General features: G+C 70.2%; 22 protein-coding genes. 11 read left to right on the top strand and 11 right to left on the bottom strand.

Going from position 1 to position 23,974, the window contains the following annotated elements; translation table 11 throughout:
* Positions 1 to 28 precede the first annotated feature (28 nt).
* Positions 29 to 610 carry a hypothetical protein gene (locus tag IEY61_RS20130; protein WP_189046604.1) on the top strand — a complete coding sequence of 194 codons (582 nt, stop codon included), beginning with the start codon at positions 29 to 31 and terminating at the stop codon, positions 608 to 610.
* Here IEY61_RS20130 and IEY61_RS20135 read toward each other — a convergent pair.
* From IEY61_RS20135 to dnaA, 5 genes are all read right to left on the bottom strand, one after another.
* Complete coding sequence (locus IEY61_RS20135) at positions 601 to 1,185, bottom strand: DciA family protein (protein ID WP_373293186.1); 585 nt, start codon at positions 1,183 to 1,185, stop codon at positions 601 to 603. The genes IEY61_RS20130 and IEY61_RS20135 overlap by 10 nt on opposite strands.
* Positions 1,175 to 2,308: a DNA replication/repair protein RecF gene (gene recF, locus IEY61_RS20140; protein WP_189046606.1), complete on the bottom strand. Its 1,134-nt coding sequence runs from the start codon at positions 2,306 to 2,308 to the stop codon at positions 1,175 to 1,177. Before recF ends, IEY61_RS20135 begins: the two co-directional genes overlap by 11 nt.
* Positions 2,309 to 2,323: 15 nt before the next feature.
* On the bottom strand, positions 2,324 to 3,196 hold the full coding sequence (gene gnd, locus IEY61_RS20145; RefSeq protein ID WP_189046608.1) for a phosphogluconate dehydrogenase (NAD(+)-dependent, decarboxylating): 873 nt from the start codon (positions 3,194 to 3,196) through the stop codon (positions 2,324 to 2,326).
* A 40-nt stretch (positions 3,197 to 3,236) separates the two neighbouring features.
* On the bottom strand, positions 3,237 to 4,370 hold the full coding sequence (dnaN, locus tag IEY61_RS20150; RefSeq protein ID WP_189046610.1) for a DNA polymerase III subunit beta: 1,134 nt from the start codon (positions 4,368 to 4,370) through the stop codon (positions 3,237 to 3,239).
* Between the two features lie 806 nt (positions 4,371 to 5,176).
* Positions 5,177 to 6,988 carry a chromosomal replication initiator protein DnaA gene (gene dnaA / locus IEY61_RS20155; RefSeq protein WP_189046612.1) on the bottom strand — a complete coding sequence of 604 codons (1,812 nt, stop codon included), beginning with the start codon at positions 6,986 to 6,988 and terminating at the stop codon, positions 5,177 to 5,179.
* 640 nt (positions 6,989 to 7,628) lie between these two features.
* On the opposite strand from dnaA, the gene rpmH reads away from it, so the two are divergent.
* The 8 genes from rpmH to IEY61_RS20195 all read left to right on the top strand — a co-directional run bounded on the left by rpmH (position 7,629) and on the right by IEY61_RS20195 (position 13,713).
* Entirely contained in the window at positions 7,629 to 7,766 is a 138-nt protein-coding gene (rpmH, locus tag IEY61_RS20160; RefSeq protein WP_091567639.1) for a 50S ribosomal protein L34, read from the top strand.
* 35 nt (positions 7,767 to 7,801) lie between these two features.
* The gene (gene rnpA, locus IEY61_RS20165) at positions 7,802 to 8,212 is read left to right on the top strand and encodes a ribonuclease P protein component (RefSeq protein WP_189046614.1); all 411 of its coding nucleotides are present in this window, start codon (positions 7,802 to 7,804) and stop codon (positions 8,210 to 8,212) included.
* Positions 8,209 to 8,496, top strand: coding sequence for a membrane protein insertion efficiency factor YidD (gene yidD, locus IEY61_RS20170; protein WP_189046616.1), 288 nt, complete (start codon positions 8,209 to 8,211; stop codon positions 8,494 to 8,496). The genes rnpA and yidD overlap by 4 nt, the downstream gene beginning before the upstream one ends.
* A 3-nt stretch (positions 8,497 to 8,499) precedes the next feature.
* Positions 8,500 to 9,489 (top strand): membrane protein insertase YidC, encoded by a 990-nt coding sequence (gene yidC, locus IEY61_RS20175; RefSeq protein WP_189046618.1) that lies wholly within the window; start codon positions 8,500 to 8,502, stop codon positions 9,487 to 9,489.
* 218 nt (positions 9,490 to 9,707) lie between these two features.
* Entirely contained in the window at positions 9,708 to 10,295 is a 588-nt protein-coding gene (locus tag IEY61_RS20180; protein WP_189046620.1) for a Jag family protein, read from the top strand.
* Between the two features lie 4 nt (positions 10,296 to 10,299).
* Positions 10,300 to 11,124, top strand: a complete 825-nt coding sequence (gene rsmG, locus IEY61_RS20185; RefSeq protein WP_373293187.1) for a 16S rRNA (guanine(527)-N(7))-methyltransferase RsmG — start codon at positions 10,300 to 10,302, stop codon at positions 11,122 to 11,124.
* A gap of 261 nt (positions 11,125 to 11,385) precedes the next feature.
* Positions 11,386 to 12,669: a ParA family protein gene (locus IEY61_RS32000; RefSeq protein WP_308424582.1), complete on the top strand. Its 1,284-nt coding sequence runs from the start codon at positions 11,386 to 11,388 to the stop codon at positions 12,667 to 12,669.
* 27 nt (positions 12,670 to 12,696) lie between these two features.
* Positions 12,697 to 13,713 (top strand): ParB/RepB/Spo0J family partition protein, encoded by a 1,017-nt coding sequence (locus tag IEY61_RS20195; protein WP_189046622.1) that lies wholly within the window; start codon positions 12,697 to 12,699, stop codon positions 13,711 to 13,713.
* A gap of 1,755 nt (positions 13,714 to 15,468) precedes the next feature.
* On the opposite strand, the gene IEY61_RS20200 is transcribed toward IEY61_RS20195, so the two are convergent.
* Positions 15,469 to 16,203 carry an alpha/beta hydrolase gene (locus tag IEY61_RS20200; RefSeq protein ID WP_189046624.1) on the bottom strand — a complete coding sequence of 245 codons (735 nt, stop codon included), beginning with the start codon at positions 16,201 to 16,203 and terminating at the stop codon, positions 15,469 to 15,471.
* 602 nt (positions 16,204 to 16,805) lie between these two features.
* Between IEY61_RS20200 and IEY61_RS31325 the strand changes: the two genes are divergently transcribed.
* Positions 16,806 to 17,849: a hypothetical protein gene (locus IEY61_RS31325; protein WP_229706141.1), complete on the top strand. Its 1,044-nt coding sequence runs from the start codon at positions 16,806 to 16,808 to the stop codon at positions 17,847 to 17,849.
* Positions 17,850 to 17,974: 125 nt separating this feature from the next.
* Here IEY61_RS31325 and IEY61_RS20210 read toward each other — a convergent pair whose 3' ends face one another.
* Both IEY61_RS20210 and IEY61_RS20215 read right to left on the bottom strand, forming a co-directional pair.
* Positions 17,975 to 18,964, bottom strand: a complete 990-nt coding sequence (locus IEY61_RS20210; RefSeq protein ID WP_189046626.1) for a D-alanine--D-alanine ligase family protein — start codon at positions 18,962 to 18,964, stop codon at positions 17,975 to 17,977.
* Positions 18,965 to 18,972: 8 nt separating this feature from the next.
* Complete coding sequence (locus IEY61_RS20215; RefSeq protein WP_189046628.1) at positions 18,973 to 20,286, bottom strand: aminotransferase-like domain-containing protein; 1,314 nt, start codon at positions 20,284 to 20,286, stop codon at positions 18,973 to 18,975.
* Between the two features lie 290 nt (positions 20,287 to 20,576).
* Between IEY61_RS20215 and IEY61_RS20220 the strand changes: the two genes are divergently transcribed.
* On the top strand, positions 20,577 to 21,242 hold the full coding sequence (locus tag IEY61_RS20220; protein WP_189046630.1) for a GNAT family N-acetyltransferase: 666 nt from the start codon (positions 20,577 to 20,579) through the stop codon (positions 21,240 to 21,242).
* 12 nt (positions 21,243 to 21,254) lie between these two features.
* Here the strand turns inward: IEY61_RS20220 and IEY61_RS20225 are convergent, their stop codons facing one another.
* The 3 genes from IEY61_RS20225 to trxB all read right to left on the bottom strand — a co-directional run bounded on the left by IEY61_RS20225 (position 21,255) and on the right by trxB (position 23,926).
* Positions 21,255 to 22,421 (bottom strand): N-acetylmuramoyl-L-alanine amidase, encoded by a 1,167-nt coding sequence (locus IEY61_RS20225; protein WP_189046632.1) that lies wholly within the window; start codon positions 22,419 to 22,421, stop codon positions 21,255 to 21,257.
* Between the two features lie 199 nt (positions 22,422 to 22,620).
* On the bottom strand, positions 22,621 to 22,944 hold the full coding sequence (gene trxA, locus IEY61_RS20230; RefSeq protein ID WP_189046634.1) for a thioredoxin: 324 nt from the start codon (positions 22,942 to 22,944) through the stop codon (positions 22,621 to 22,623).
* A gap of 31 nt (positions 22,945 to 22,975) precedes the next feature.
* The gene (gene trxB / locus IEY61_RS20235) at positions 22,976 to 23,926 is read right to left on the bottom strand and encodes a thioredoxin-disulfide reductase (RefSeq protein ID WP_189046636.1); all 951 of its coding nucleotides are present in this window, start codon (positions 23,924 to 23,926) and stop codon (positions 22,976 to 22,978) included.
* Between the last annotated feature and the right edge of the window lie 48 nt (positions 23,927 to 23,974).

Below are 23,974 nucleotides of genomic sequence, written 5' to 3' on the forward strand. Positions count from 1 at the left end.
ACCCGCGCTCGTTGAGAGGTGACACCAGATGGGGCTGGACAACGTCGCGGTCCAGTGGCCGCGGACCGGCCGCTTCTACGACCCGGTCGCACCGGCCGAGTTCGTCGACTTCGGCGACATCGTCGACGTGCCGGGCATCTCGGCGCCGACCGCCGCGCTCGCCGAACTCATCGCGAAGACAGGTACGGTCCGCGCCACCGCGTACACCGAGGTGGTGGATCTCATCCTCGGCCTGGACGGTGTGCTGTACGCCACCGAGGCTGCCGCCGAGGACGAGGATCCGGTGATCGACCCCGACGGGTGCTCCTGGATCGCCAGTGGCGTCGAGCGGTTCGTCGCGGCGCATCGGCCACACGGGGAGGCGGTCACTTTCGAGTCGGTCGGCACGGTGCTGCGCTCGTTGCTTTCCGACGGCCGTCTCGCCGAGCAGCAGCTGCGCTGGCTGGACAGCCGGCTCGACGCCCTCCGCGACGACACCGGCGCGGCACCGCAGTGGACCTTCACCTGCGCGGAGCTGAGTGTGGTGGCCGCGTTCTACCGGCGCTGCGCCGAGCGTGGTTTCGCCGTCTACGCCGAGTCCGCCGCGCCACGGCGGATGGGTCAGCCGTAGGTGTCGCGTGGGCCGCGACCGCGTACCCGGCGCGGCCCACGCGACCAGGAGGGCGCGGCCGGGCCGTGGATGTGCAGCTTGCGGACCACGTTGTGGCCGACCTGCCGGGCGATCTGCTGCAGCAGCGAGCCGGCGAGCAGGCGCAGTTGAGTCGCCCAGGCGGTGGAGCGGGCTTCCACGGTCAGTTCGCCGTTCTCCAGCTTCACCGGCCGGCTGTGTTGGGCCACCTCGGGGCCGACCACCCGTTCCCAGGCGCCGAAGACGGTCGCCTCGGCGGCCGGTTGCTGCCAGCCACGGGCCTTCACCAGCCGGTCCAGCACGGCGCCGAGAAGCTGTGGATCGCGTGGGTCGGGCCCTGGGCCCGAGTAGCCCCGCAGCCGGCGCTCCCCGTCGCCCGTCCCGGTCGTGCCGCGTCGCCGGGTCCGGGAGGCGGTGTCCCGCTTCGCCTTGGCCGCGTCGAGTACGGCGCGGGCGAGCTGCGGCCCGGACATCCCCGCCGGTTCGCTCACGGCCGATTCCCCGGCGCCGCCGGCCGGTGCGGCACCGCGCTCCGGGCGCTGCGACTCATCTGACACGACGCACCGTCCCCTCGGTCACCTCGTAGCGGGCACCGCGTAGGGCGGCCGGCACATCGTCGGCGACCGCGCAGGTCACCAGCAGTTGGCTCGCCCCGCTGACCAGTTCGGCCAGCCGGTCCCGCCGTCCCACGTCCAACTCGGCGAAGACGTCGTCGAGCACCAGTACCGGTTCGATTCCGTCGCTGCGCAGCAGTTCGTAGCCGGCCAGCCGGAGGGCGAGCGCGTACGACCACGACTCGCCGTGGCTGGCGTACCCCTTGGCGGGCAGCGGACCGAGGGTGAGGGTGAGATCGTCGCGGTGCGGGCCGACCAGGGTGGTGCCGCGCTCGATCTCCGCGGTGCGGGATTCCTCCAGCGCCGCGGCGAACACCGTCGCCAGGGTTTGTCGGTCGGTGGTGGGCTCGGCCAGTTCCACCGACGGCCGGTACGCGATGCTCGCCGCGCCGCGCCCGGCGGCCACCGCGTCGTACGCCTTGGCCACGTGCGGGGTCAGTGCGGCGACCAGTTCCAGGCGGCCGGCGAGTAGTTCGGCGCCGTGCCGGGCCAGGTGGGCGTCCCAGACGGCCAGGGTCGACAGGTCACCGCCCCGCGACCCGCCGGTCTTGCGGGCCAGGTACGCGGTGCGCAGCAGTGCGTTGCGTTGCCGGACCACCCGGTCGTAGTCGGCGCGGACCCCCGCGTACCGGGGTTGACGCAGCACCAGCAGGTCGTCGAGGTAGCGGCGGCGTTCGGCCGGATCGCCCCGGACGAGTTCGAGGTCTTCCGGGGCGAACATCACCAGCCGTAGCGCGCCGAGCACGTCGCGGGCCCGGCGGGCGGGGGCTCGGCCCAGTCGGGCGCGCTTGGCCTTGCCCGGGACGATCTCCAGCTCGATCAGCAGTTCCCGGCCCTCGTGCACCACCGCGCACCGGATGATCGCGGCGGCGGCGTCCATCCGGACCAGGGGCGCGTCGGTGGCGACCCGGTGTGAGTCCAGCGTCGCCACGTAGCCCAGCGCTTCGACGAGGTTGGTCTTACCGACGCCGTTGGCACCGATCAGGACGTTCGGCCCCGGTTCGAGGTCGACGCCGACCCGCTGGTAGGAGCGGAAGTCGACCAGTTCGAGCCGGCGGACGTACACGGGAGCGGATGCCGGTCAGCGCTTGCGGACGGCGTGCCCGCCGAACTGCTGGCGCAGCGCGGAGACGGCCTTCAACGCCGGCGACTCGTCCTGGCGGGAAGCGAACCGGGCGAACAGCGAGGCGGTGATGACGTTGAGCGGTACGGCGAGGCGGATCGCCTCGTCCACCGTCCAGCGGCCCTCGCCGGTGTCCTCGGTGTAGTCGCTGAGCTGGGTGAGCTCCGGGTCCTCGTCGAGCGCCCGGTCCAGCAGGTCCAGCAGCCAGGAGCGGACCACGGTGCCTTCCCGCCAGGACTTGATCACGCCTGGCACGTTGGTCACCAGTTCGGAGGCGGTCATCAGTTCGTAGCCCTCGGCGTAGGCGTGCATCAGGCCGTACTCGATGCCGTTGTGCACCATCTTGGCGTAGTGGCCGGCGCCGACCGGGCCGGCGTGCACGAAGCCGTACTCGCTCTCGGGCTTGAGCGCGTCGAAGATCGGCATGAGTCGCTCGACGTGCTCCTGGGCACCACCGACCATCAGGCCGTAGCCGTTCTGCCGGCCCCACACCCCGCCGGACACTCCCACGTCGAGGTAGCCGATGCCGCGTTCGTCGAGCCGTTGCGCCCGGGGGGCGTCGTCGCTGAACCGCGAGTTGCCGCCGTCGATGATGAGGTCGCCCTCGGCCAGGACCTCGGCCACCTCGTCGATGGTGGCGTCGGTGACGCCGGCGGGGACCATCACCCAGACCGCCCGTGGCCGGTCCAACTTCTCGGCCAGCTCGGCCACGCTCGCGACGTCGCTTCGCTCCAGGGTGTGGTCCAGACCGACAACCTCGTGACCGGCGGCGCGCAGTCGCTCGCGCATGTTGCCGCCCATCCGGCCGAGGCCTATCAGGCCGAGCTGCATCTTCTGGCTACCTTCCATGCTGTGGGGTACGCCCTGCCGGTCAGCGGGACACGCGGATCGGCATGATCAGATACCGGTACCCACTGATGACCTCGCCATCCTCCCCGGCCGCGGAAATCACCGCGGGCTTGAAGGCGTCGACGAAGTGCAGGACGGCGAACTGGGCGCCGAGGTTGGCCAGCCCGTCGATGAGGTACTGCGGGTTGAAGCCGATGGTGAGCGGCTCGCCGGAGAAGGTCGCCTCCATCGCCTCGCTGGCCCGGGCCTCCTCGGTGCCGCCGGCTTCGACGACCAGCCCGTCGGCGCTGAAGCTCAGCAGCACCGGCGTGGTCCGCTCGGCGACCAGGGCGACGCGCTTGACCACCTCGATGAGGGTGCTGACCGCCACCTGGGCCTCGGCGTTGTGGCTGGCCGGGAAGAGCGAACGCACGGGCGGGTAGTTGGCGCCGTCGAGCAGGCGGCTGGTGGTCCGCCGGGTGCCGCCGGAGAACCCGATCATCCCTTCGCCGGCCGATCCCTGGGAGAGGGCGAGGGTGACCTGGCCGCCGAGCGGCCCGAGGGCCTTGGCGGTGTCGTTGAGCGTACGGGCCGGGACCAGAGAGTTGATGGTGATCTCCGGGTCATCCGGGTTCCACTGCATCTCGCGCAGCGCCAGCCGGTAACGGTCGGTGGCGAGCATGGCCAGGGTGCCGCCGGACAGCTCGATCCGGACGCCGGTCATCATCGGCAGCGTTTCGTCGCGGCTGGCGGCGATCGCCACCTGCGCGACGGCCGAGGCGAAGGCGGCGGCGTCCACCGTGCCGGCGCTCTCCGGCATCTCGGGCAGGGCGGGATAGTCCTCCACCGGCATGGTGGGCAGGGTGAACCGGGCGCTGCCGCAGACCAGTTCGAGGTGTGCCCCGACCGCGGCGATGTCGACCGGCTTGGCGGGTAGCGCCTTGGTGATCTCGGCTAGCAGGCGCCCGGAGACCAGGGCGGCACCGTCGGCGTCGCCCTGCACCTCCACGGTGACCTGGCTGCTGACCTCGTAGTCGAAGCCGGAGACCTGCAGGCTGCCGTCGGTGACGCGGAGCATCACCCCGGCCAGCACCGGCACGGACGGCCGGTTGGGCAGGCTCTTTGCGGTCCAGGCCACGGCCTCGGCGAGCGCGTCGCGCTCCACTCGGAATTTCATCAATGCCTCCGCGTCGACGTCGACGTCGTCAACTCTCTCATGCCGGACGCTGCCCACCGACCCGCCCGGTGTGCGGGTACCCCTCGCACCTTAGGGCGCGAGGGTATCGGCTGTGTGCCCGGCCCCGTGGATCGTGTCGCTGCTGACGGGTGTTTCCGGCAACTGCCGCACGATCCACAGGAAGTCCAACGCCGATGATTGGTTTTTGTTCTTTATAGAAGAGATAACCCATCGTCTTCGTCGCACCTGTGCAAACTGTGGAAAACTCGTGTCGGCGCAGGTCAGACCGGTTATCCACCGGTGGTTTTCCTGTGGATAACCAGGGGTGTAACCGGGCTGCTCATCCACAGGGCGTCGTCGCACCCCCGGTTGTCCACCGCCGTCCACCGGTTATCCACCGGTTATCCACCGACTTTCTCCCCAGGCCTGTGGATCGTCGGGCGGGCCCGATCGACCGTTATCCACAGAACCTTCAACAGGTCGCCCACAGGCGGGCCGCCATCGGTGGACAACGCGACCCGTTGTCCCCAGCCGTCCCCAGGCGTCCACAAGGCTGTCCACAGCCTTCATCCACAGGCTGTGGATAAACCCAGGTCGACGCTGAGCGGTTGTCCACCGCCGGTGGACAACGAGCTGTGGACAACGATTGCAGCCCGCCATGGACACGCCCTCGATGCTGTGGTCTACACCTCGTCGAGGGGTCAAGCATCGGAGCACGGAAAAGCCCGGCCGGTGCTCCGGCCGGGCCTTCGGGTGGGGTACGGAAGGGCGACTTCAGCTCGCCGCGCCGCGCCTGACGCCGTCGCTCAGGTGTTCTGCTTGATCCGGTTGGTCAGCTCGGCGATCTGGTTGTAGAGGGAACGTCGCTCGGCCATCTGCTGGCGGATCTTGCGGTCGGCGTGCATGACCGTGGTGTGGTCGCGACCACCGAACGCCTGGCCGATCCGGGGCAGGGACAGGTCGGTCAGTTCGCGGCACAGGTACATGGCCACCTGACGGGCGTTGACCAGCACCCGGGATCGGGAGTGCCCGCGCAGGTCCTCCAGGCTGACCCCGAAGTAGTCGGAGGTGGCGGCCATGATCTGGTCGGCGGTGATCTCCGGGCCGGCGCCGTCGGGGATGAAGTCCCGCAGCACCTCCTCGGCCAGCGACAGTTCCACGTTCGATCGGGTCAGGCTGGCGAAGGCGGTGACCCGGATCAGCGCGCCCTCCAACTCCCGGATCGAGTTCGACACCCGGGAGGCGATGAACTCCAGTACGTCCGGCGGGGCGTACAGCCGTTCCTGGGCGGCCTTCTTCTGCAGGATCGCGATCCGGGTCTCCAGGTCGGGCGGTTGGATGTCGGCGAGCAGGCCCCACTCGAACCGGGTCCGCAGCCGGTCCTCCAGCGTGGCCAACTGCTTGGGCGACCGGTCGGAGGTGATCACGATCTGCTTGTTGGCGTTGTGCAGGGTGTTGAAGGTGTGGAAGAACTCTTCCTGGGTCCGCTCGCGGTTCTCCAGGAACTGGATGTCGTCGATCAGCAGGATGTCGACGTCGCGGTAGCGGCGCTGGAAGGCACTGGTCTTGTCGTCGCGCAGCGAGTTGATGAAGTCGTTGGTGAACTCCTCGGTCGAGACGTACCGGACCGAGCGGGCGTTGCCCAGGGTGGTGGCGTAGTGGCCGATGGCGTGCAGCAGGTGCGTCTTGCCCAGCCCGGAACTGCCGTAGATGAACAGCGGGTTGTACGCCTTCGCCGGCGACTCGGCCACCGCCACCGATGCCGCGTGGGCGAACCGGTTCGACGAGCCGATGACGAAGGTCTCGAACATGTACTTGGGGTTGAGCCGGTTGCCGCCGCTGTCCGCGCCCGTCAACAGTCGCCGGTCGTCCCGTGGCCGGTGATCCACGCCACTTCGGCCGGGCCCGCTGTCGGTGCCGTCGTCGACCGGCAGGGCCCGAATGACGTGTTGGTCCCGCGCGGAGGCACCGTGCTCCTCGCCGAACCGGGCACCGAAGCCACGCGGACCGCTTTCCGGCGGGTCGAAGCGGCCGCCACGGTCGGTGAAGCCGAGTCGGTCGACGGGCTGACGGACGGCTTCCCCGGACAGGTCGGGCGACTCGACGAACGCGACACCGAAGAGCGGTTCCTGACCGTCGGCCATGGGCGGACCCGGGTGGGGAGCCGCCTCGGGCGGTGGGCCGTCGGGTGTGGGCCGGTCGAACCGGCCCGAGTTCGGTTGCTCGGGAATGAGCGGGAGCTGCTGCCGGGCGTCGGCCGGGGCTGTTTCGAAGACGTCCGGGGCCTGGTTCTGGCCGGCGGCGCCGGGGCTCAGCTCCGGGGCGCCGCGGTAGATCGTGCCCACGGCTCGGCCGTCGTCCGGTACGCGGACGGTCACCGCGACCTGGATCGGTCTGCCGAGCCGGCGACTGAGCGCCTCGGTGATGGCCGGCCGTAGCCGGGACTCGATCACGTCCCGAGTGAAGGCGTCCGGCACCGACAGCAGCACGGTGTCCTCGACGATGGCCCGTAGCCGAGTCAGTCGCAGGTACGCTCGCTGCTGCGCGGAGATGATCTCGTCGGCGAGTTCTTCCGTGGTCGCCGTCCACACCGCGGCAAGGTCGGTCGTACCGGCCACCGTCGTGCCACCCCCTCGCCTCTGCTCCCGGACACCGCCGTCTCCGGCCGTCCGGATGGCTCGTACCGAGCGGGCGCCACCTCATCACCCACCCGGTCGTCCCACCGGTCGTCCTCCACAAGTTATCCACAGCCTGTGTACCGACCGATTGTGGCCGCCCGCCGGGCGCGGGTCGGACCTGCCCCCTGCCATGACCGGGCGCTGAAGCGGGTTCACCGTGCCGAACGATTGACTGCCATGTCCGGTCTTGCCTGCCGGCAACAATCCCGGAGCTGGAGACGCTGACCGCAATCGGGCACGGTAACAGCGTTGTCGCCGCATCATCAACCGTCGACGCACCCGACCCTTGTCGGCATCCGGGAAAAACACCGCTTCACCGCAGCTGACTGGCGCAGCCGAGGCGGTTTGACGGTGATTGCACCCCGACCTAGGCTGGAGCGGCTGCTCTTACGCCCTCTGCTAGGGTGACGGGTGCTTGCTGTCCGCGGTCGTTTCTCCCACTCGTCGAGGTGTCGTCGAGCACAGGGGAGGTGTCGCACCGTCTGGGCAGCGCCGATCGGGGCCACCGCAGAGCGGCAGCCTGGACCACCACGACCCCGGCGATCACTCGCCCGGGGCGTCCGACAACGGAGAGCCTGACGTGAGCAAGCGCACCTACCAGCCGAACAACCGCCGGCGCGCCAAGACCCACGGCTTCCGGCTGCGCATGCGCACCCGGGCCGGCCGTGCCATCATCTCGACCCGTCGTACCAAGGGCCGCACCCGCCTGTCGGCCTGAGGCTGATCGGGTCTGCTCCGGGGAATGTGGCAGTCGTGCTGGCAGCCGCGCAGCGACTGCGGCGCAGTAGCGACTTCGCCGCAGCGGTTCGCGGTGGCCGCCGGGCCGGCCGGGGCACCCTGGTCGTCCACCTGACTCTGCCGAGCGCAGCCGGATCCACCGACCCAGCGTCGAAGCCGGTGCGGGATGGTGCGGAGGCGGACTCCGCGTCACTACCCCGCGCCGGCTTCGTGGTTTCCAGGGCCGTCGGGCCCGCGGTGGTCCGGAACAAGGTCCGCCGCCGGCTACGGCACCTGGTCCGGGAGCGGCTCGACGACCTGCCGGCCGCAAGCACCCTCGTCGTACGCGCCCTGCCGCCAGCGGCGGACGCCACCTATCAGCGGCTCGGCGCCGATCTGGATGCCGCGCTCACTGCGGCCCGGACCGCCCGAGGACGGCGACGGTGAGCGGCGAGCCGGTGTCGCCCCGACCGGCTACCGCTGGTGCCCGGGCGCTGGCCCTACCCATCATCGCGTACCGTCGGTGGATAAGTCCGGCTCTGCCGGCCCGCTGTCGGTTTCACCCGTCGTGCAGCGCGTACGCCCTTGAATCGGTGGCGCGGCACGGTGCGCTCCGGGGGGCCGTGCTGACGGTCCGGCGGCTGTCGCGCTGCCACCCATTTCATCCTGGTGGATACGACCCGGTGCCGGAGCCGGGCGGCCGCCGAGCTGCCGACGTGACTGGAGCCTGAGAATTGAGTCTCGACTGGATCTACTACGCGATTTCGTGGATCCTGCTGACCTGGCATTCGGTCTGGGACGCCATCGGGGTTCCGGCCACCGCGGTCCTCGGCACCAACTGGTCCTGGATCCTGGCGATCTTCTTCCTGGTGGTCACCGTCCGGGTGATCCTGTTCCCGGTCTTCGTCAAGCAGATCAAGTCGCAGCGGGCGATGCAGGCGCTTCAGCCCCAGGTGAAGGCGCTGCAGGAGAAGCACAAGGGTGACCGGGAGACGCTCCAGAAGGAGATGATGGAGCTCTACCGGAAGGAAAAGGCCAACCCGCTCATGGGCTGCCTTCCGATGTTCCTCCAGATCCCGGTCTTCCTCGGCCTCTTCCACGTGCTCAAGCGCCTCAACCCGGACCGTGGCGAGGGCGCCAAGACGCTGTACAACTGGACGGTGGACCAGTTCGACAGCGCTTCGGCGGCCACCCTGTTCACCGCGCCGATCGCCGGCAAGTTCGGGTCCACGGCAGAGGAACTGGCCCGGCTCGGCGCCAACGGCACCACCGTCAAGATCATGGCCGGTGTCCTGGTGCTGGTGATGATGGGCACCACGTACCTCACCAGCCGTCAGATGATCCTCAAGACCGGCTGGGCGGAGGACCCGCAGCAGCGGATGATCCAGCGTCTGATGCTCTACGGCATCCCACTGTCGCTGCTGATCTCCGGCGCGATCTTCCCGATCGGTGTGATCATCTACTGGGTCACCAACAACCTCTTCACCCTCGGCCAGCAGCAGTGGGTGCTGCGCAAGTTCCCGCCGCCCGTGACGGCGACCAGCAAGCCGGGCACCACCTCCGGGCGCGACGGGAAGCAGCCGGCGAAGGCGGGCGGCCTGCTCGGCCGGAGCAAGCCCGCCGCAGCACCGCCGAAGCCGGCCGCGCCGACGGTCGCCGCCCCCAAGCCGGGTGCCAAGCCGGCGAACCCGAAGAAGGGCCGCCCAGCCAAGCGGAAGGGCTGAAAATCGTCCGGGCCGCCGCCGGAGACGGTGGCGGCCCGTTGCGTGACGGTGCCGTCGCCGGAAGGCCGGTGCCGCAGGCGCGAACCGCCGCGCGTGCCGCGGCGTACGGGCGAGACTGACCCCTGCAGACGACGTGCCCGTGGGCACCGGCGACCTCCCGCCGGCCGCGGGAAACCAGCGGACCTCAGGTCCGGCCGAGCGAGTACGGAGATGACACCGTGACCGACACCAGCATCCCCCGCGCCGACCAGCAGCCCTTGGACGACGAGCCGACCGTGACGGCTCCGGTCGACGGCGAACCGGAGGAGACCGACGCGGAGCCGGCGCCGAGCAAGGCAGCCGGTGACGGCGATCTGTTCCGACAGAGCGAGATCGCCGCCGACTACGTCGAAGGACTGCTCGACATCCTCGACTACGACGGTGATATCGACGAGTTGGTGTCCGGTGGCCGGCCGGTGGTGGAGGTGGTCGGTGGCCGCCTGCAGAACCTGGTCGGTCAGCGGGGTGCCACCCTGGAGGCGCTCCAGGAACTTTCCCGGCTCGCCGTCTTCCGGCAGACCGGTTCGCCGAGCCGGCTGCTGCTCGACATCGGGGGCTACCGGGCCAATCGCCGCAAGGAACTCGCGGCCGTCGCACGCAACGCCGTCGAGAAGGTGAAGGAGCACGGCGAGCCGGTGCGGCTGGAGCCGATGTCGGCGTTCGAGCGCAAGTGTGTGCACGACGTGGTCAACGCGATCGACGGTGTGGAGAGCGAGTCCGAGGGTGTCGAACCCAACCGGCGCATCATCGTCAGCCCGACGGACTGAACGGGTGGTCCGGGACGACATCAGGGGCGGTCTCTCGTCCGGCCCGGGTGGTACGCCGCCCGGGCCGCCGGCTGCCCAGCCCGAGCTGCCCCGGCCGGTCCGGCCACCCGACCCCGGCGTGGCGGTGCTACCGCCCGAGCTGGCCGGGGCGGCCCGCCGGCTGATCGGCGACCGGCTCGATCTCGCTGCCGCGTACGCCGAACTGCTGGTCACCGACGGCGTGCTGCGTGGCCTGATCGGCCCGCGCGAGGCACCTCGGATCTGGGACCGTCATCTGCTGAACTGCGCGGCGGTCGCCGAACTCATTCCGGCCGGCGCGACCGTGCTCGACGTGGGCTCAGGGGCGGGACTGCCGGGACTGGTGCTCGCCATCGCCCGACCCGACCTCACGGTGACGCTGATCGAACCGCTGGCCCGTCGTACCGCATTCCTGCAGGAGGCGGTGGACGTGTTGGCGCTCGACGGGTCGGTCCGGGTGTTCCGTGGGAGGGCGGAGGAAGCGGCAGCGGGAGCGGACCCGCTGCGCGGCGACGTGGTGACGGCCCGAGCCGTGGCGCCCCTGGACCGACTCGCCACCTGGTGCCTGCCACTGGCCGTGCCGGGTGGGCGTCTGCTCGCTCTGAAGGGCGCCTCGGCGGCCGAGGAGATCGCCGAGCACGCCGCGGCGGTACACCGCCTGGGTGGTGGTGGTGCCGTGCTGCGCCGATGCGGCGAAGGCGTCCTGGAGCCGCCCACCACGGTCGTGGAGATCGTGCGGGAGCGAGTGGTCGGCCCGACGTCCAAGGTGGCGGCCCGGAAGCCGCGAGCCGGTCGTTCGCGTCGGCGATGATCAGGCCGGTAGAGGGGATCAACAGGTCCCTCGGCCGGCAATCCGGACGTAATCGCCCAGCCCCGGCCGGCGGGTTGCGAACCCGACGTGGACCGGCCGCGCCCATGCGCCGTAGGCTGACCGCGCGTCGATAGTGTGGAGCGGGCGGTGAGGTCCTCCGGGGCCCGGCCGCTTCCGCCGGGCGGTACCTCTGCGGAGAGCGCGCGAGTGGCCCGGTTGACGGGGTGCGGACCGACCATCCGGAGCGGGTAGGGATGACAGGTGCATGACGACGGCAGGTACGACGATCCACGGGTGACCGGGGCAGCGGACGACCCTGTTTCACGTGAAACCGAATACCCGGGTTGGCGGTCCGCCGGGGCGCCGCAGAGCCCTTCGGAGTCCGACCGGGAGGCACCCACGTCGGGTGTCCCATGGTCTTCGGCGCGAGACGCGTCCGACCCGGGCGGCCGGCCCGTCAACGCCACCCCGGAGGCACGGGTGATCCCGATCCGGCGGAACACCTCGGCATCGGCCCGATTCGAGCCGGCAACGGCCAGCCAGCAGGCGCCCGGCGTGGTGCCCGATCCCCGGTCTACGGCTGACCCGCCCGTGGCCTCGGCGGCGCCCTACGGCCCGACCGGCACTGACGCCGCGTACGTTTCACATGAAACTCCAACGCGCGAAGAGGATGATCCACCGTTGGCTATGGAGGCGATGCGCGCCGTGCAGATCCTGAATCCCAGTGGCGAGGTGAGCATGCCTCGGCCGGAGCGGACCCGGGTCATGTGCGTCGCGAACCAGAAGGGCGGCGTGGGCAAGACCACGACGACGGTGAACCTGGCGGTGGCGCTCGCCCTGCACGGCAACCGGGTCCTGGTGGTCGACCTGGACCCGCAGGGCAACGCCTCCACCGGACTGAACGTCCCGCATCACACCGGTGTGCCGGACGTCTACGAATGCTTGATCAACAGCGTGCCGCTGGAGGAAGTGACCCAGGCGGTCGAGGGTATCCCCAACCTCTGGTGCGTGCCGGCCACCATCGACCTGGCCGGCGCTGAGATCGAGTTGGTGTCGGTGGTGGCGCGCGAATCGCGGCTGGCCCGGGCCATCGACGCGTACCCCGGGCACTTCGACTACGTCTTCATCGACTGCCCGCCGTCGCTCGGCCTGTTGACGGTGAACGCGTTGGTGGCCGCGCAGGAAGTGCTCATCCCCATCCAGTGCGAGTACTACGCGCTAGAAGGACTGAACCAGCTGATCAACAACATCAATCTGGTCCGCCAGCACCTCAACCCCCGGCTCGCGGTGTCCACGATCCTGCTCACCATGTACGACCGTCGTACCCGGCTCGCCGACGCGGTCGAGCAGGACGTGCGGAACCACTTCGGCGACAAGGTGCTCCAGGCGGTGATTCCGCGTAACGTCCGGGTCTCGGAAGCACCCAGCTACGGGCAGTCGGTGATGACCTACGATCCCGGTTCGCGGGGGGCGACGAGTTACTTCGAGGCCGCCCAGGAGATTGCCGAGCGAGGGGTCAAGGAACCGGTGAGCCGGAATGCGTAGTGCGGACGAGGCGCTGGGAGGCGTGGCATGAAGAACCGTCCTCGGGGTGGTCTGGGACGGGGCCTTGGGGCGCTCATCCCGACCGGGCCGGCCCCGGATGCTGGTGCTGGTGTCGTACCGGCTGGAACGAGCAGCACGGCCGACGGTGGCCGACCAGTCGTTCCGCCGCCGCCGGCGGCGGCGGTGGCACCACCGATCGAGCTGGATCCGATCCTCAGCCCGGTGCCCGGCGCTCGCTTCGCCGAGATCCCGGTCGACTCGATCGTGCCCAACCCCAAACAGCCGCGGCAGGTCTTCGACGAGGATGCGCTGGAGGAACTGAAGACCTCCATCCAGGAGGTCGGCTTCCTCCAGCCGATCGTGGTGCGGCAGCTCGACGACGAGAAGTTCGAACTCGTCATGGGCGAGCGCAGATGGCGGGCGGCGCAGGCCGTCGGCCGGGAGAACATCCCGGCAATCGTCCGCGACACCCGTGACGACGCGATGCTGCGGGACGCGCTCCTGGAAAACATCCACCGGGCGAACCTGAACCCGTTGGAAGAGGCCGCCGCCTATCAGCAGCTGCTGGAGGAGTTCGGCGCCACCCACGAGGAACTGGCCCGCCGGATCGGGCGTAGCCGACCGCAGATCTCGAACACCATCAGGCTGCTGAATCTGCCGGCCCAGGTGCAGCGGCGGGTCGCCGCCGGGGTGCTGTCCGCAGGACACGCTCGGGCGCTGCTCAGCTTGGAGGATCCGGACACCCAGGAGCAGCTCGCGCTGCGAATCGTCGCCGAGGGCCTGTCGGTCCGCGCGACCGAGGAGATCGTCGCGCTGACCCTGAGCGAGGGGCCGGGTAAGAAGGAATCGGCCAAACGCCGGCCGAAACCGCACGCGCCCGCTCTGAACGATCTCGCCGACCGGCTTTCCGACCGCTTCGACACCCGGGTGAAGGTCGACATCGGGCGGAACAAGGGGAAGATCACGATCGAGTTCGCCACGGTCGACGACCTGGAACGGATTGTCGGCCTCATCGGCGTCGAACAGGCAGAGTCGGAGATGTAACAGGGGCGTTGTTACCACCGGCCGGGCGCCGCCGGTGGTAACAACGCAACCGGCGATCGACGGAGCCGGCGCGCGTCAGCGAGGGCTCGTTTCACGTGAAACGAGCCCTCGGTTGTCGAACCATGCGGTCCGCACCATAGCTGGACCAGCCAGTGCCCGCAGTACCTTCCGTTGTCTCCGCCGCTGGGGACACGTGCCGTGTGCCGACGGTCTCGTCGCCGCCTGCACCATCGCTGCCGGGCTGCACCCGTTGCTGCGGGGCTTCTCTGTCGTTGCCCGGGCTGATGGTGCTCGTTCTCGTCGTGCTCTCTCGTCATGCTCAGCGGAGCCGGTATTGGGACTGGCTGGGCTGTGGCGAGCCCGGTGGACGGTGTTGTCGTCGGTCATGCAGCACCGGCATTGGCCTTGGCTCCCCCGCAGCAGGGCTTCGAGGGTGATAACTTCGTCGGCCTCCTTGCCAGCCTCGACCGGGACTCGCCTCGCCGCCACCCGTGCGACTCCAGATGATCCACGCAGTTTCAGGGAAGTTGCGGTGTCAGCCTGCCCGTGAGACAGCAACTTCGCCGAAACTGTGTCGATCAACTCTTGCTGAGGTCAAGCCGGTCACCAAGAGCAGCACTCCGCCCCGACCGGCCGGTACCACCGATGGCCGGCACCACCGCGATCGGGGTGGTTGTGCATCTACTGGCCACCGCCATCGAGGAGGGCCGGGGCCTTTCCTCGATGGCGGCGTGCTGGCCAGCGCCGCCTACCGCCTGCTGCTGGTCTGGCGGCCTGGTCCCGGCCTGCGGCTAGTGCGGTGTCCGTTGACGTGCGCTGGGTTGGCTGCCGGTCGGAGTTTGTCGTACGGGTGGTGTTGGGTGTGGTTCGTGTCTCGTCGTCGGGGTCCTGCCGCTGCTCGGGTTGTGTGTTGCACTGCGCGGGTGGCGTTGCGGGTGACGGTTGGGCAGCGGCGGCGGTGTTTTGGCCTGTGTCGGGTGCGGATCTCTATGGCTCAGGGTGCCCGGCCGCTGTGGGTGCGGTTGGCGCGCCAGGTGCCGTAGCGGGTCGACCAGGTCCGCCTCGGTCACCCTGTTCTGTGTGGGCGGCCGGCTGTTTTTGGATGTGACCGCCGAAGTGCCGGTGGCAATCTATCCGCTCGGTGAGGGGCCGGATCCGGCCCGGGTGGCTGGTGTGGATCTCGGGATCATCCACCCCTACGCGGCGGCCGGCCCGGACGGGGAGGGCCTGTTGGTGTCGGGGCGGGCGATCCGCGCCGAGCACCGCATGCACCTGGCCGACACCAAACGCCGCCGCCGCGCCGTCTCACGGCGGGCCCCGAAACCGGGCCAGCGGGGTTCGCGGCGGTGGCGCAGATACCGCCGCCGAACACGGCTGGTCGAAGGCCGGCACAAGTGGCGGGTCCGGCAGGTCCAGCACGAAGCCGCTCGCATGGTGGTGTCCTGGGCGGTGCAGCGGCGTGTCGGTGTGCTCAAAGGTCGGCGACCCCCGCGGCGTGTTGGACACCGATGCGGGGCGGCGGACCCACCACCCCCACCACAGTTGTGCTGCCCGGGGTGGTCACGCACCGTCGAGCCGGCCGACACCTCCCCGGTGCCGGCCAGTCCCGACGTGACCCCCGCCGCCCACCCCAGGCAGCGAGAGGATCAGTTGGCCCGCGGAGGCTCGCCCCACCACCCGGGGAGGATCGCTCGCCCAACGGCGAGGATCCACAACAATCCACCGAAAACCCGGTGAACGTCAGTGGACACCGCACTAGCGCAGATGCCGGGCGAAGAACCGGGCAGCGTCCTCCCCTGCGAACTGCGGGACACCGGTGTGTCCGCCCATGTTGGCGTGCAGCGTTTTCTCCTTGGAGCCGAAGGCGTCGAACAGGTCCAGGGCCGCCTGCCGGTCGTTCCCTTCGTCATCCCACTGCAGCAGGACGTGCAGCGGAATGGTGACCTGTCGGGCCTCCTCGAACATGGTGCGAGGCACGAAACTCCCGGCGAAGAAGCCGGCGGCCACGATGCGCGGCTCGACCACCGCAAGCCGGATGCCGACGGAGATCACTCCCCCCGAGTACCCGACCGGGCCGCCAATCTCGGGCAGCGATAGGAGGGCGTCCAGGGCGGCCTGTGATTCTGGGGCCGCCTTGTCGACGAGCGGAAGGATGAGGGCGTCGATGATCTCGGCGCTGACCGGCTCGCCGGTCTCCATGGCCCGGCGCAGGTCGGCGCGGGCCTGCTCGGCGGCGGTCCAACGGGGCCGGTTACCGCTCCCGGGGAGCTCGATGGTGGCTGCAGCGAAGCCATCCGCCGCAGCGTGGCGGGCCCGCGCCACCAGGCGGGGGTACATCTTGTGCAGTCCAAGCGGGGGATGGCCGAGCAGGATCAGCGGGACCGGTGCGGATGCGGATGCGGGCGTCCACAGGATGCCGGGGATCTCGCCGAGGGTGAATTCGCGTTCGAGGACGCCGTCATCGAGGCGCTGTTCAGAAGCGAATCGCATGGTCGTGCCTTTCGGGAGCTCGTGAGCGGCGCTCCCGGACGACCTATCGCCCGACCGTGACCCCAGGGGGGAGCACCCATGTCGAAACGTTCACGGGTACCACCTCCTCGGTCTCTCGCACGGCCTCAGGAAAACTAGCAGCGGCCGCCGCGATCTGCCAAGCGTGTTTCTGCGCAGGTGGTCACGATCAAAGGCGGGCGAGTGCCGATCGGTTCGGTAGGGGGTGGGCCGTGGACAGGCCATGTTTCACGTGAAACGAGCTGAGGCCGGCTCGACCTCGGTGCTCAGCCGAGTGCGCACCGGGTTTTACGCGGAGCTGTCTTCGCGCCGGGACAACACGACTTCCGTACGGCGCAGCGGGGACACCTGGCCGCCCGAACGTTATCCACACCCGTTGTCCACAGGCTGGCTCCGTTTCACGTGAAACGGGAGCCGGAATCCCTTGTTGAGCCGGGAAGATCGCCACTACGCAGAGGTTCCCGAGCCTGTGGATATCTCTGGGGATAGTCGGTGGGTGACGCTGTCGCTTCCCTCGATCCTGGACGGAACCGAAGGTGGATGGGGTAGGGACAGCAGTGCCGGACTCGGTTAGGGTCAGCCTCGTGCGCGACACCCCTCCCTCAGTCCCGGACTTCACCCAGTGGCCGTCTTTTCCCTTCGAGGGCGAGCTGCGAATCAAGCCACTCGACGATCCGGTACCGGTCGAACCTCTCCGCAAGGGCGAGGCAGACCGGGAATGCACCGCGTGTCAGGCGCCCGACGATGCCTACATCTGGGTTGGTGAGCGGTGGCGCGTACGCGCGATGGACCGTCCCACGGGTCTGCCGATGGTGCTCATCCTGGAATCGCGGTCGCATTTCGACCTGGGCGACCTGCCCAATCTTCTCGCCGCCGAACTGGGCGTGATGACCGTACGGCTCGAACGGGCCATCCGGTCACTCGACGGAGTGGCCCGCGTGCACGTCAACCGCTGGGGTGACGGCTCGGCCCACCTGCACATGTGGTTCCTTGCCCGGCCGTACGGGCGACTTCAGCTCCGAGGTACCTTCCTCACCCTCTGGGATTCGATCCTGCCGCCGATCTCCGAGGACAAGTGGCGGGAGAACCTTGCTCTCGTGGCCGCCTGGCTTGCCGAGTTCGGTGGTCGGCCGCTGGCTGAGCCGCACCGGATCCAGTGGCAGGCCCCGTCCAGCCTGGCCATGCAGTCCGACCCGACCGAGGACGAGGTGCCGCAGGGCGGCTCGCTCCTGGACGCCATCGCGGAGACGGTCGAGCGGGCGGATACCGATGCCTCAGACCTCGGACGGCAATCGGCGACGACCGGGGCCGCGTCGACCGGCGCGCCGGAGGTTGAGGGGCCCTCGACCGGGGCCGCGTCGACGGCTGTTGCTGCCGCCGTACCATCGCCGCGACCGTCACCAGAAGCGGAGCCCGGCCTTGTGCCCGGACGGCAGGACGGCATCGCCGGGGCGGCAGCGGCGGACCCGGCAGCGGCGGACGCGGAGAGGGAAGCAGGCGCGGCAGATGGGCGGGTCGCGTCGACCACCGAGGCGAACCCGACGGCGCGTGGCCAGGCTTCCGAGCCGAAGGCGACAGAAATCGCCGGTGACGCGACCGGCCCGATCACCAGGTCGAGTGGTGCCTGAGATTCCGTCGTGCTGACGGCGGGACGGCTGTGCAGACAGCCGGGTTCCCAGCCGCTGAAGTGTTAAGAAGGGGCCCCTATACAACGCCAGGCGTTAATAAGGGGCCCTTCCTTACATCTCGGCCGTCAGCGGGTGGTGGCGCGGGTGACCAGGGTGGCGATGACCTGGCCGAAGTCCATGCCGGCGGCCTGCACCGCGAGCGGCAGCAGCGACGTCTCGGTCATCCCCGGCGAGACGTTGACCTCCAGGACGTGCGGTTGGCCGGCCGGGTCGACGATCAGATCGACCCGGCTGAGGTCACGTAGGCCGAGCGCGGTGTGGGCGGCCAGCGCGATCTCGGCCACCGAAACGGCCACCGCCGGATCCAGCCGGGCCGGAGTGTGCCAGGTGGTCCGGCCGGCGGTGTAGCGGGCGGCGTAGTCGTAGACGCCGTTCCGCGGCACGATCTCGACCGGCGGCAAGGCCTGCGGACCATCACCCAGGTCGACGACGGAGACCGCCACGTCCATGCCGGGCACGTAGCGCTCCACGAGCGCGGTCGGGTCGTACGCGAAACAACCGACCATGGCGGCGGGTAGGGAGGCGGTGTCCCGGACCACGGCGGCGCCGAGCCCGGAGCCCCCCTGCGCGGGCTTGACCATCAGCGGCAGTCCCAGCCGGTCGACGATGCGATCCAGCACGGCCACCGCACCCAACTCGCTGAACCGGTCGTGCGGCAGTGCGACCCAGTCCGGGGTGGCGATGCCGGCCTCCCGGAGCACCGCCTTCGCCGAAGGCTTGTCCCAGGCCAGTCGGGAGGCCCGCGCGTCGCAGCCGATGTACGGCACGCCGCAGAGGTCGAGTACTCCGCGCAGCGATCCGTCCTCGCCGGTGGCACCGTGCAGGGCGATCACCACGGCGTCGGGCGGATCGGCGTCCAGCGCGGGCAGCAGGGCAACGTCGGCGTCGCGCAGCTCGGCCTCCATCCCGACCGCTCGCAGCGCGTCGAGCACCCGGCGGCCGGAACGCAGCGACACGTCGCGTTCGTAGGACAGACCACCGGCGAGCACGAGCACGTGCAATTCGCTGGCAGCGGCACCGGACACGAGGGCTTCCTCGGAAGCGTTGACACCCATGCCGGGCATCATGCCAAGTCGGGCCCCGGGGCGTCCGAGCCGGCCTGGCCCCGCCGGGCGCCCGGCCCGCCGACCGCACCGAACACCCGTCGCATGGCGATGTCCTGCTCCATCACGCCGGCCAACCGGCGGACCCCCTCCCGGATCCGCTCCGGCGAGGGGAAGGAGAAGTTGAGCCGCATGTGGCCGGTGCCGCTGCCGTCCGCGTAGAAGCCGGTGCCGGGGACGTAGGCCACCCGGGCGGCGATGGCCCGCGGCATCATCGCCTTCGCGTCCAGCCCGTCGGGCAGGGTGGCCCAGACGAACAGGCCGCCGGCCGGGGTGGTCCACCTGGTCCCGGCCGGCATCAGGTCCGCCAGCGCGGTGAGCATCGCGTCGCGCCGCTCCCGATAGACCTCCCGGTAGACCTTCAGCTGCTCGCGCCACGGCATCGTGCTGAGGTACGCGGTGACGGCGGACTGCGCGTACACGCTGGGGCAGAGGATCTGCGCCTCGCTGGCGATCACCAGCTTGTCCCGTACGGCGTGCGGGGCGAGGATCCAGCCGACCCGCAATCCGGGGGCGAAGGTCTTGGAGAAGGTGCTGAGGTAGAAGACGCCTTCGCGGCGGCGCGCCCGCAGCGGCGCGGGCGCTTCCCCCTCGAAACCGAGCTGGCCGTACGGGTCGTCCTCGACCACCAGCAGGCCGGCGCGCTCGCAGATGTCCAGGACCCGCTCGCGCCGCTCTTCGGTGAGCGTCACGCCGGCCGGGTTCTGGTAGGTCGGGATGGTGTAGAGGAACTTCACCCGCCGGCCGGCCCGGGCCTGGTCCGCGATGGCCGTCTCCAGCGCCTCCGGGATCAGGCCGTCGTCGTCCATCGGCACGTGCACGACCTGCGCCTGGGCGGCCTGGAACACCCCGAGCGCGCCGACGTAGGTCGGCCCCTCGGCGAGCACCACGTCACCCGGGTCGAGGAAGAGCCGGGCCACCAGGTCGAGCGCCTGCTGCCCGCCGACGGTCACCACCACGTCCTCCGGGGAGGCCCCGCATGCGGCGTCGATGCCGGAGAGGGCCATCACCTCGCAGATCCGTTCGCGCAGCTCCAGGGTGCCCTGGCCGATGCCGTACTGCAGGGTCGTGGTCCCGTGTTCGGCGCCGAGCCGGCCGAGCATCTCGCCGACGGCGTCGAGCGGGAGGGCGGCGATGAACGGGGCGCCGCCAGCGAGCGAGACCACTTCCGGCCGGCTGGCCACTGCGAACAGCGCCCGGATCTCCGAGGCGGTCATTCCCCGCACCCGGCGGGCGTACCGGTCGGTGTAGTCGTCGAGTGTCGTGCCGGTCATCACATCACCTCGGTGGCGGCTGGGACGGCTCCTTCCCGGATACCCGGGACACCGGCGACCATGGCGGCACGGCGCGCCGGATGTCGATCCTAGCCGCCATCTGCCGGCCGGGCGGTCTTCCGACGGCCCCGCGTCCACATGCCGGGCCCCGGGGGCTGCCCGTGTGGTGGGCGTTCGCGCGTACTCTCCCGTGGTGGCGATCGGCGGCGTACGATCGCTCGTCGGGGGCAGGAATGCGGCGGTCCGTCCGGGCCGGTACCGCCGCCGAACCTAGTGTGGGGGAAGCGCCTATGTCGCGACGTCTGGTCAGCCTGACCCTCGACACCCTGGAGGATCTTCCCCGGCCGTGCCGACAGTGCGTCTACTGGGAGCTTGATCCGGTTTCGGCCGATCGGGCGTGCGCGGCCGGCGATCCCGGGCTGGAGAAGGAGGCGTGGGTCTCGCAGACCCTGTTGGAGTGGGGTTCCTGCGGCAAGCTGATCTACGTCGACGGGATGCCCGCCGGTTTCGTCATGTACGCCCCGCCGGCGTACGTGCCACGGTCGATGGCCTTTCCCACCTCGCCGGTTTCCGCCGACGCGGCGCTGCTGATGACCGCGAACGTGGTGCCCGCCTTCGCCGGCGGCGGGCTCGGCCGGATGCTGGTGCAGGGGGTGGCCCGCGACCTGACCAAGCGCGGCATCAAGGCGATCGAGGCGTTCGGTGACGCCAAGTTCGGCGACGCCGCCGACCCGGGAGGGACCTGCGTCGCACCCGCCGATTTTTTCCTGTCGGTGGGCTTCAAGACCGTCCGCCCGCACCCCCGTTATCCCCGCCTGCGGCTGGAATTGCGGACGGCGCTGAGCTGGAAATCGGATGTCGAGTACGCGCTGGAGAAGCTGCTCGGCTCGATGAGCCCGGAGTCCCTGCTGCGCCCGGTCCGTCCCGCGCCGGCCACCCGCTCCACCGCCGGGTGAGTCCGGCGGCGCTCAGTCGATCACGGTGCCGGCGGCGACGGCCGCCCGCAGCTCACTGACGTCGATCGAGCCGGTCGGCACGTCGCGCTCGATCGGCAGGTACATCCGCTGCACCGCCGCCACGATCGCTTCCACCACCTTGTCCCGGAAGCGCGGATCGACCAGCCGGCCCCGGTCCGCCGGTGAGGTGAGGTAGCCGACCTCGACGCGTACCGCCGGCATCCGGGTGATCCGGAGCAGATCCCACGTCTTGGCATGGGTCCGGCAGTCGCGCAGTCCGGTCCGGGCCACGATCTCCCGCTGGACCAGGCCGGCGAGGCGTTCCCCGGTCGCGGAGGTCACGCCGTTGTCGGTGCCGTAGTGGTACGTCGCGACCCCTTCGGCGTCCGGGTTGGCGTGCCCGTCGGTGTGCAGCGAGATGAAGACGTCCGCGTTGAGCGAGTTGGCCAGCTGCGCCCGGTCGATGTCGGGCAGGCAGGTCTCCGGTGTCGGCCCTCGGGTGAGCTGCACCCGTACGCCCGACGCGGCCAGCTGCCCCTCGAGCCGGTTGGCCAGATCGTGCACCAGGTCCGCCTCGGTCCAGCGCAGCGGGCCGTCGGGCACCACCACGCCCGGATCGGTGCCGCCGTGGCCCGGGTCGATGACCACCGTCCGGCCGACCAGCGTCGGGCCGGACTGTCGGATGGCGTCGGACTCGCGCAGCCATTGCGGCCGTCCGCCGACCACCTTGCGTCCGAGCCGGCGCAACGCCCCCATGGTGTGCGGACCGCAGGTGCCGTCCGGGGCCAGTCCCACCTCACGCTGGAACTGGGCCACCGCCCGGGAGGTGCGTACGCCGTAGATGGCGTCGGCCCGCCCGACGTCGTACCCCATCTCCAGCAGCCGTTCCTGCAACGACCGGACGTCCTCGCCGGTGAGCGGAACCGGCACCGCGTGGTAGAGCGTTCGGGCGCCGAGGCGCCAGCGGGCGGCGTCGAGGGCCCGCCAGGTCTCGGCGCCGACCCGGCCGTCGACGCTGAGTCCCCGCGACTGCTGGAAGGCCCGGACGGCCCGTTCCGTGGCCGCGTCGAACTCGTCGTGATGCGGGCCGGTCGCCTTGGAGAGGAGGTCGAGACCGGTCAGCACGGCACGGATCTCGGTCACCGCAGGTCCTCGGTCACCGGGACGGATCGGACGCACGCACGACCTCCTCTGCACGGTCGGTGGCTGCCCAGGACCGTTCGGCGGCAGGGCGCACCGCGACGGGGACCAGGTGGTCACCGGCGTCCGGTGCCCCCGGGTTCGAGGTTATGCGCTGGACGATCCCAGGGGCGGGAAACGCGTCGACCCCGTACCGGTGAGCCCGGCACGGGGTCGAGACGGCGGCTGTCGCCGAGGGTCAGAGCGCCGACTGGATCAGCTTGACCAGCTCTCCCTTGGGCTTGGCGCCCGCGATCGACTGCACCGGCTCGCCGTTCTTGAACACGGTGAGGGTCGGTACGGACATGATCCGGTAGGCGCGGGCCGTTTCCGGGTTCTCGTCGATGTTGAGCTTGACGATGCTGACCTGGTCGCCCATCTCGCCGGCGATCTCCTCCAGCAGCGGCGACACCTTGCGGCACGGTGCGCACCACTCAGCCCAGAAGTCCACCAGGACCGGCTTGTCCGACTTGAGCACGTCGGCGGCGAAACTTGCGTCGGTGACCGACTTGGTCGCTCCCACTATTGACCCCTCCTCCTCAGATTTTTCTGGTTCAGTCCTTCGGCAGCGTGGCGATGAAGCGTTCCGCGTCCAGGGCGGCCGCACAGCCCGTACCGGCCGCGGTGATCGCCTGCCGATAGGTGTGGTCGACCAGGTCACCGGCGGCGAACACACCGGGAACGCTGGTCCGGGTGCTGGGCGGATCGACCGTCACGTAGCCCTCGTCGTCCAGTTCCACCTGCCCGCGGAACAGCTCGCTGCGCGGGTCGTGGCCGATCGCCACGAAGACGCCGGTGACGTCGAGCACCCTGGTCTCGCCGGTGTGCACGTTGCGCACCCGTACCCCGGAGACCTTGCCGTCCGCACCGAGAATCTCTTCGACCACGGTGTTCCACTCGACCTTGATCTTGTCGTTGCCCAGCGCCCGCTCGGCCATGATCTTGCTGGCGCGGAACGAGTCCCGGCGGTGGATGATGGTGACCGAGTCGGCGAAGCGGGTCAGGAAGCTCGCCTCCTCCATCGCCGAGTCGCCGCCACCGACGACCACGATGTGCTGGTTGCGGAAGAAGAAGCCGTCGCAGGTGGCGCAGGAGGAGACGCCGTGGCCGAGGAACTCCTGCTCACCCGGCACGCCGAGCGGACGCCAGGCGGAGCCGGTGGCGAGGATGACCGCCCGGGCCCGGTAGGCGGTGTCGCCGACCCAGACGGTGCTCGCCGTGCCCGGCTGACCGGTCTCCACCAGCTCGACCCGGGTGGCGTCGTCGGTCAGGAACTCGGCGCCGAACCGCTCGGCCTGCTTGCGCATGTTGTCCATGAGCTCGGGGCCGAGGATGCCGTCCGCGAAACCGGGAAAGTTCTCCACTTCGGTGGTGGTCATCAGCGCGCCGCCGGACTGCACGCCCTCGATGATCAGGGGCTTGAGATTGGCGCGGGCCGCGTAGACCGCCGCGGTGTAACCGGCCGGCCCGGAGCCGATGATGATCAGGTTGCGGACCTCGTCCACTGCCGTCTCCCAATCGTGTTGACTGTCGCCATCGGCGTGCGCCGATGG

Source organism: Micromonospora sonchi, from assembly GCF_014646235.1.
Lineage (GTDB): Bacteria > Actinomycetota > Actinomycetes > Mycobacteriales > Micromonosporaceae > Micromonospora > Micromonospora sonchi.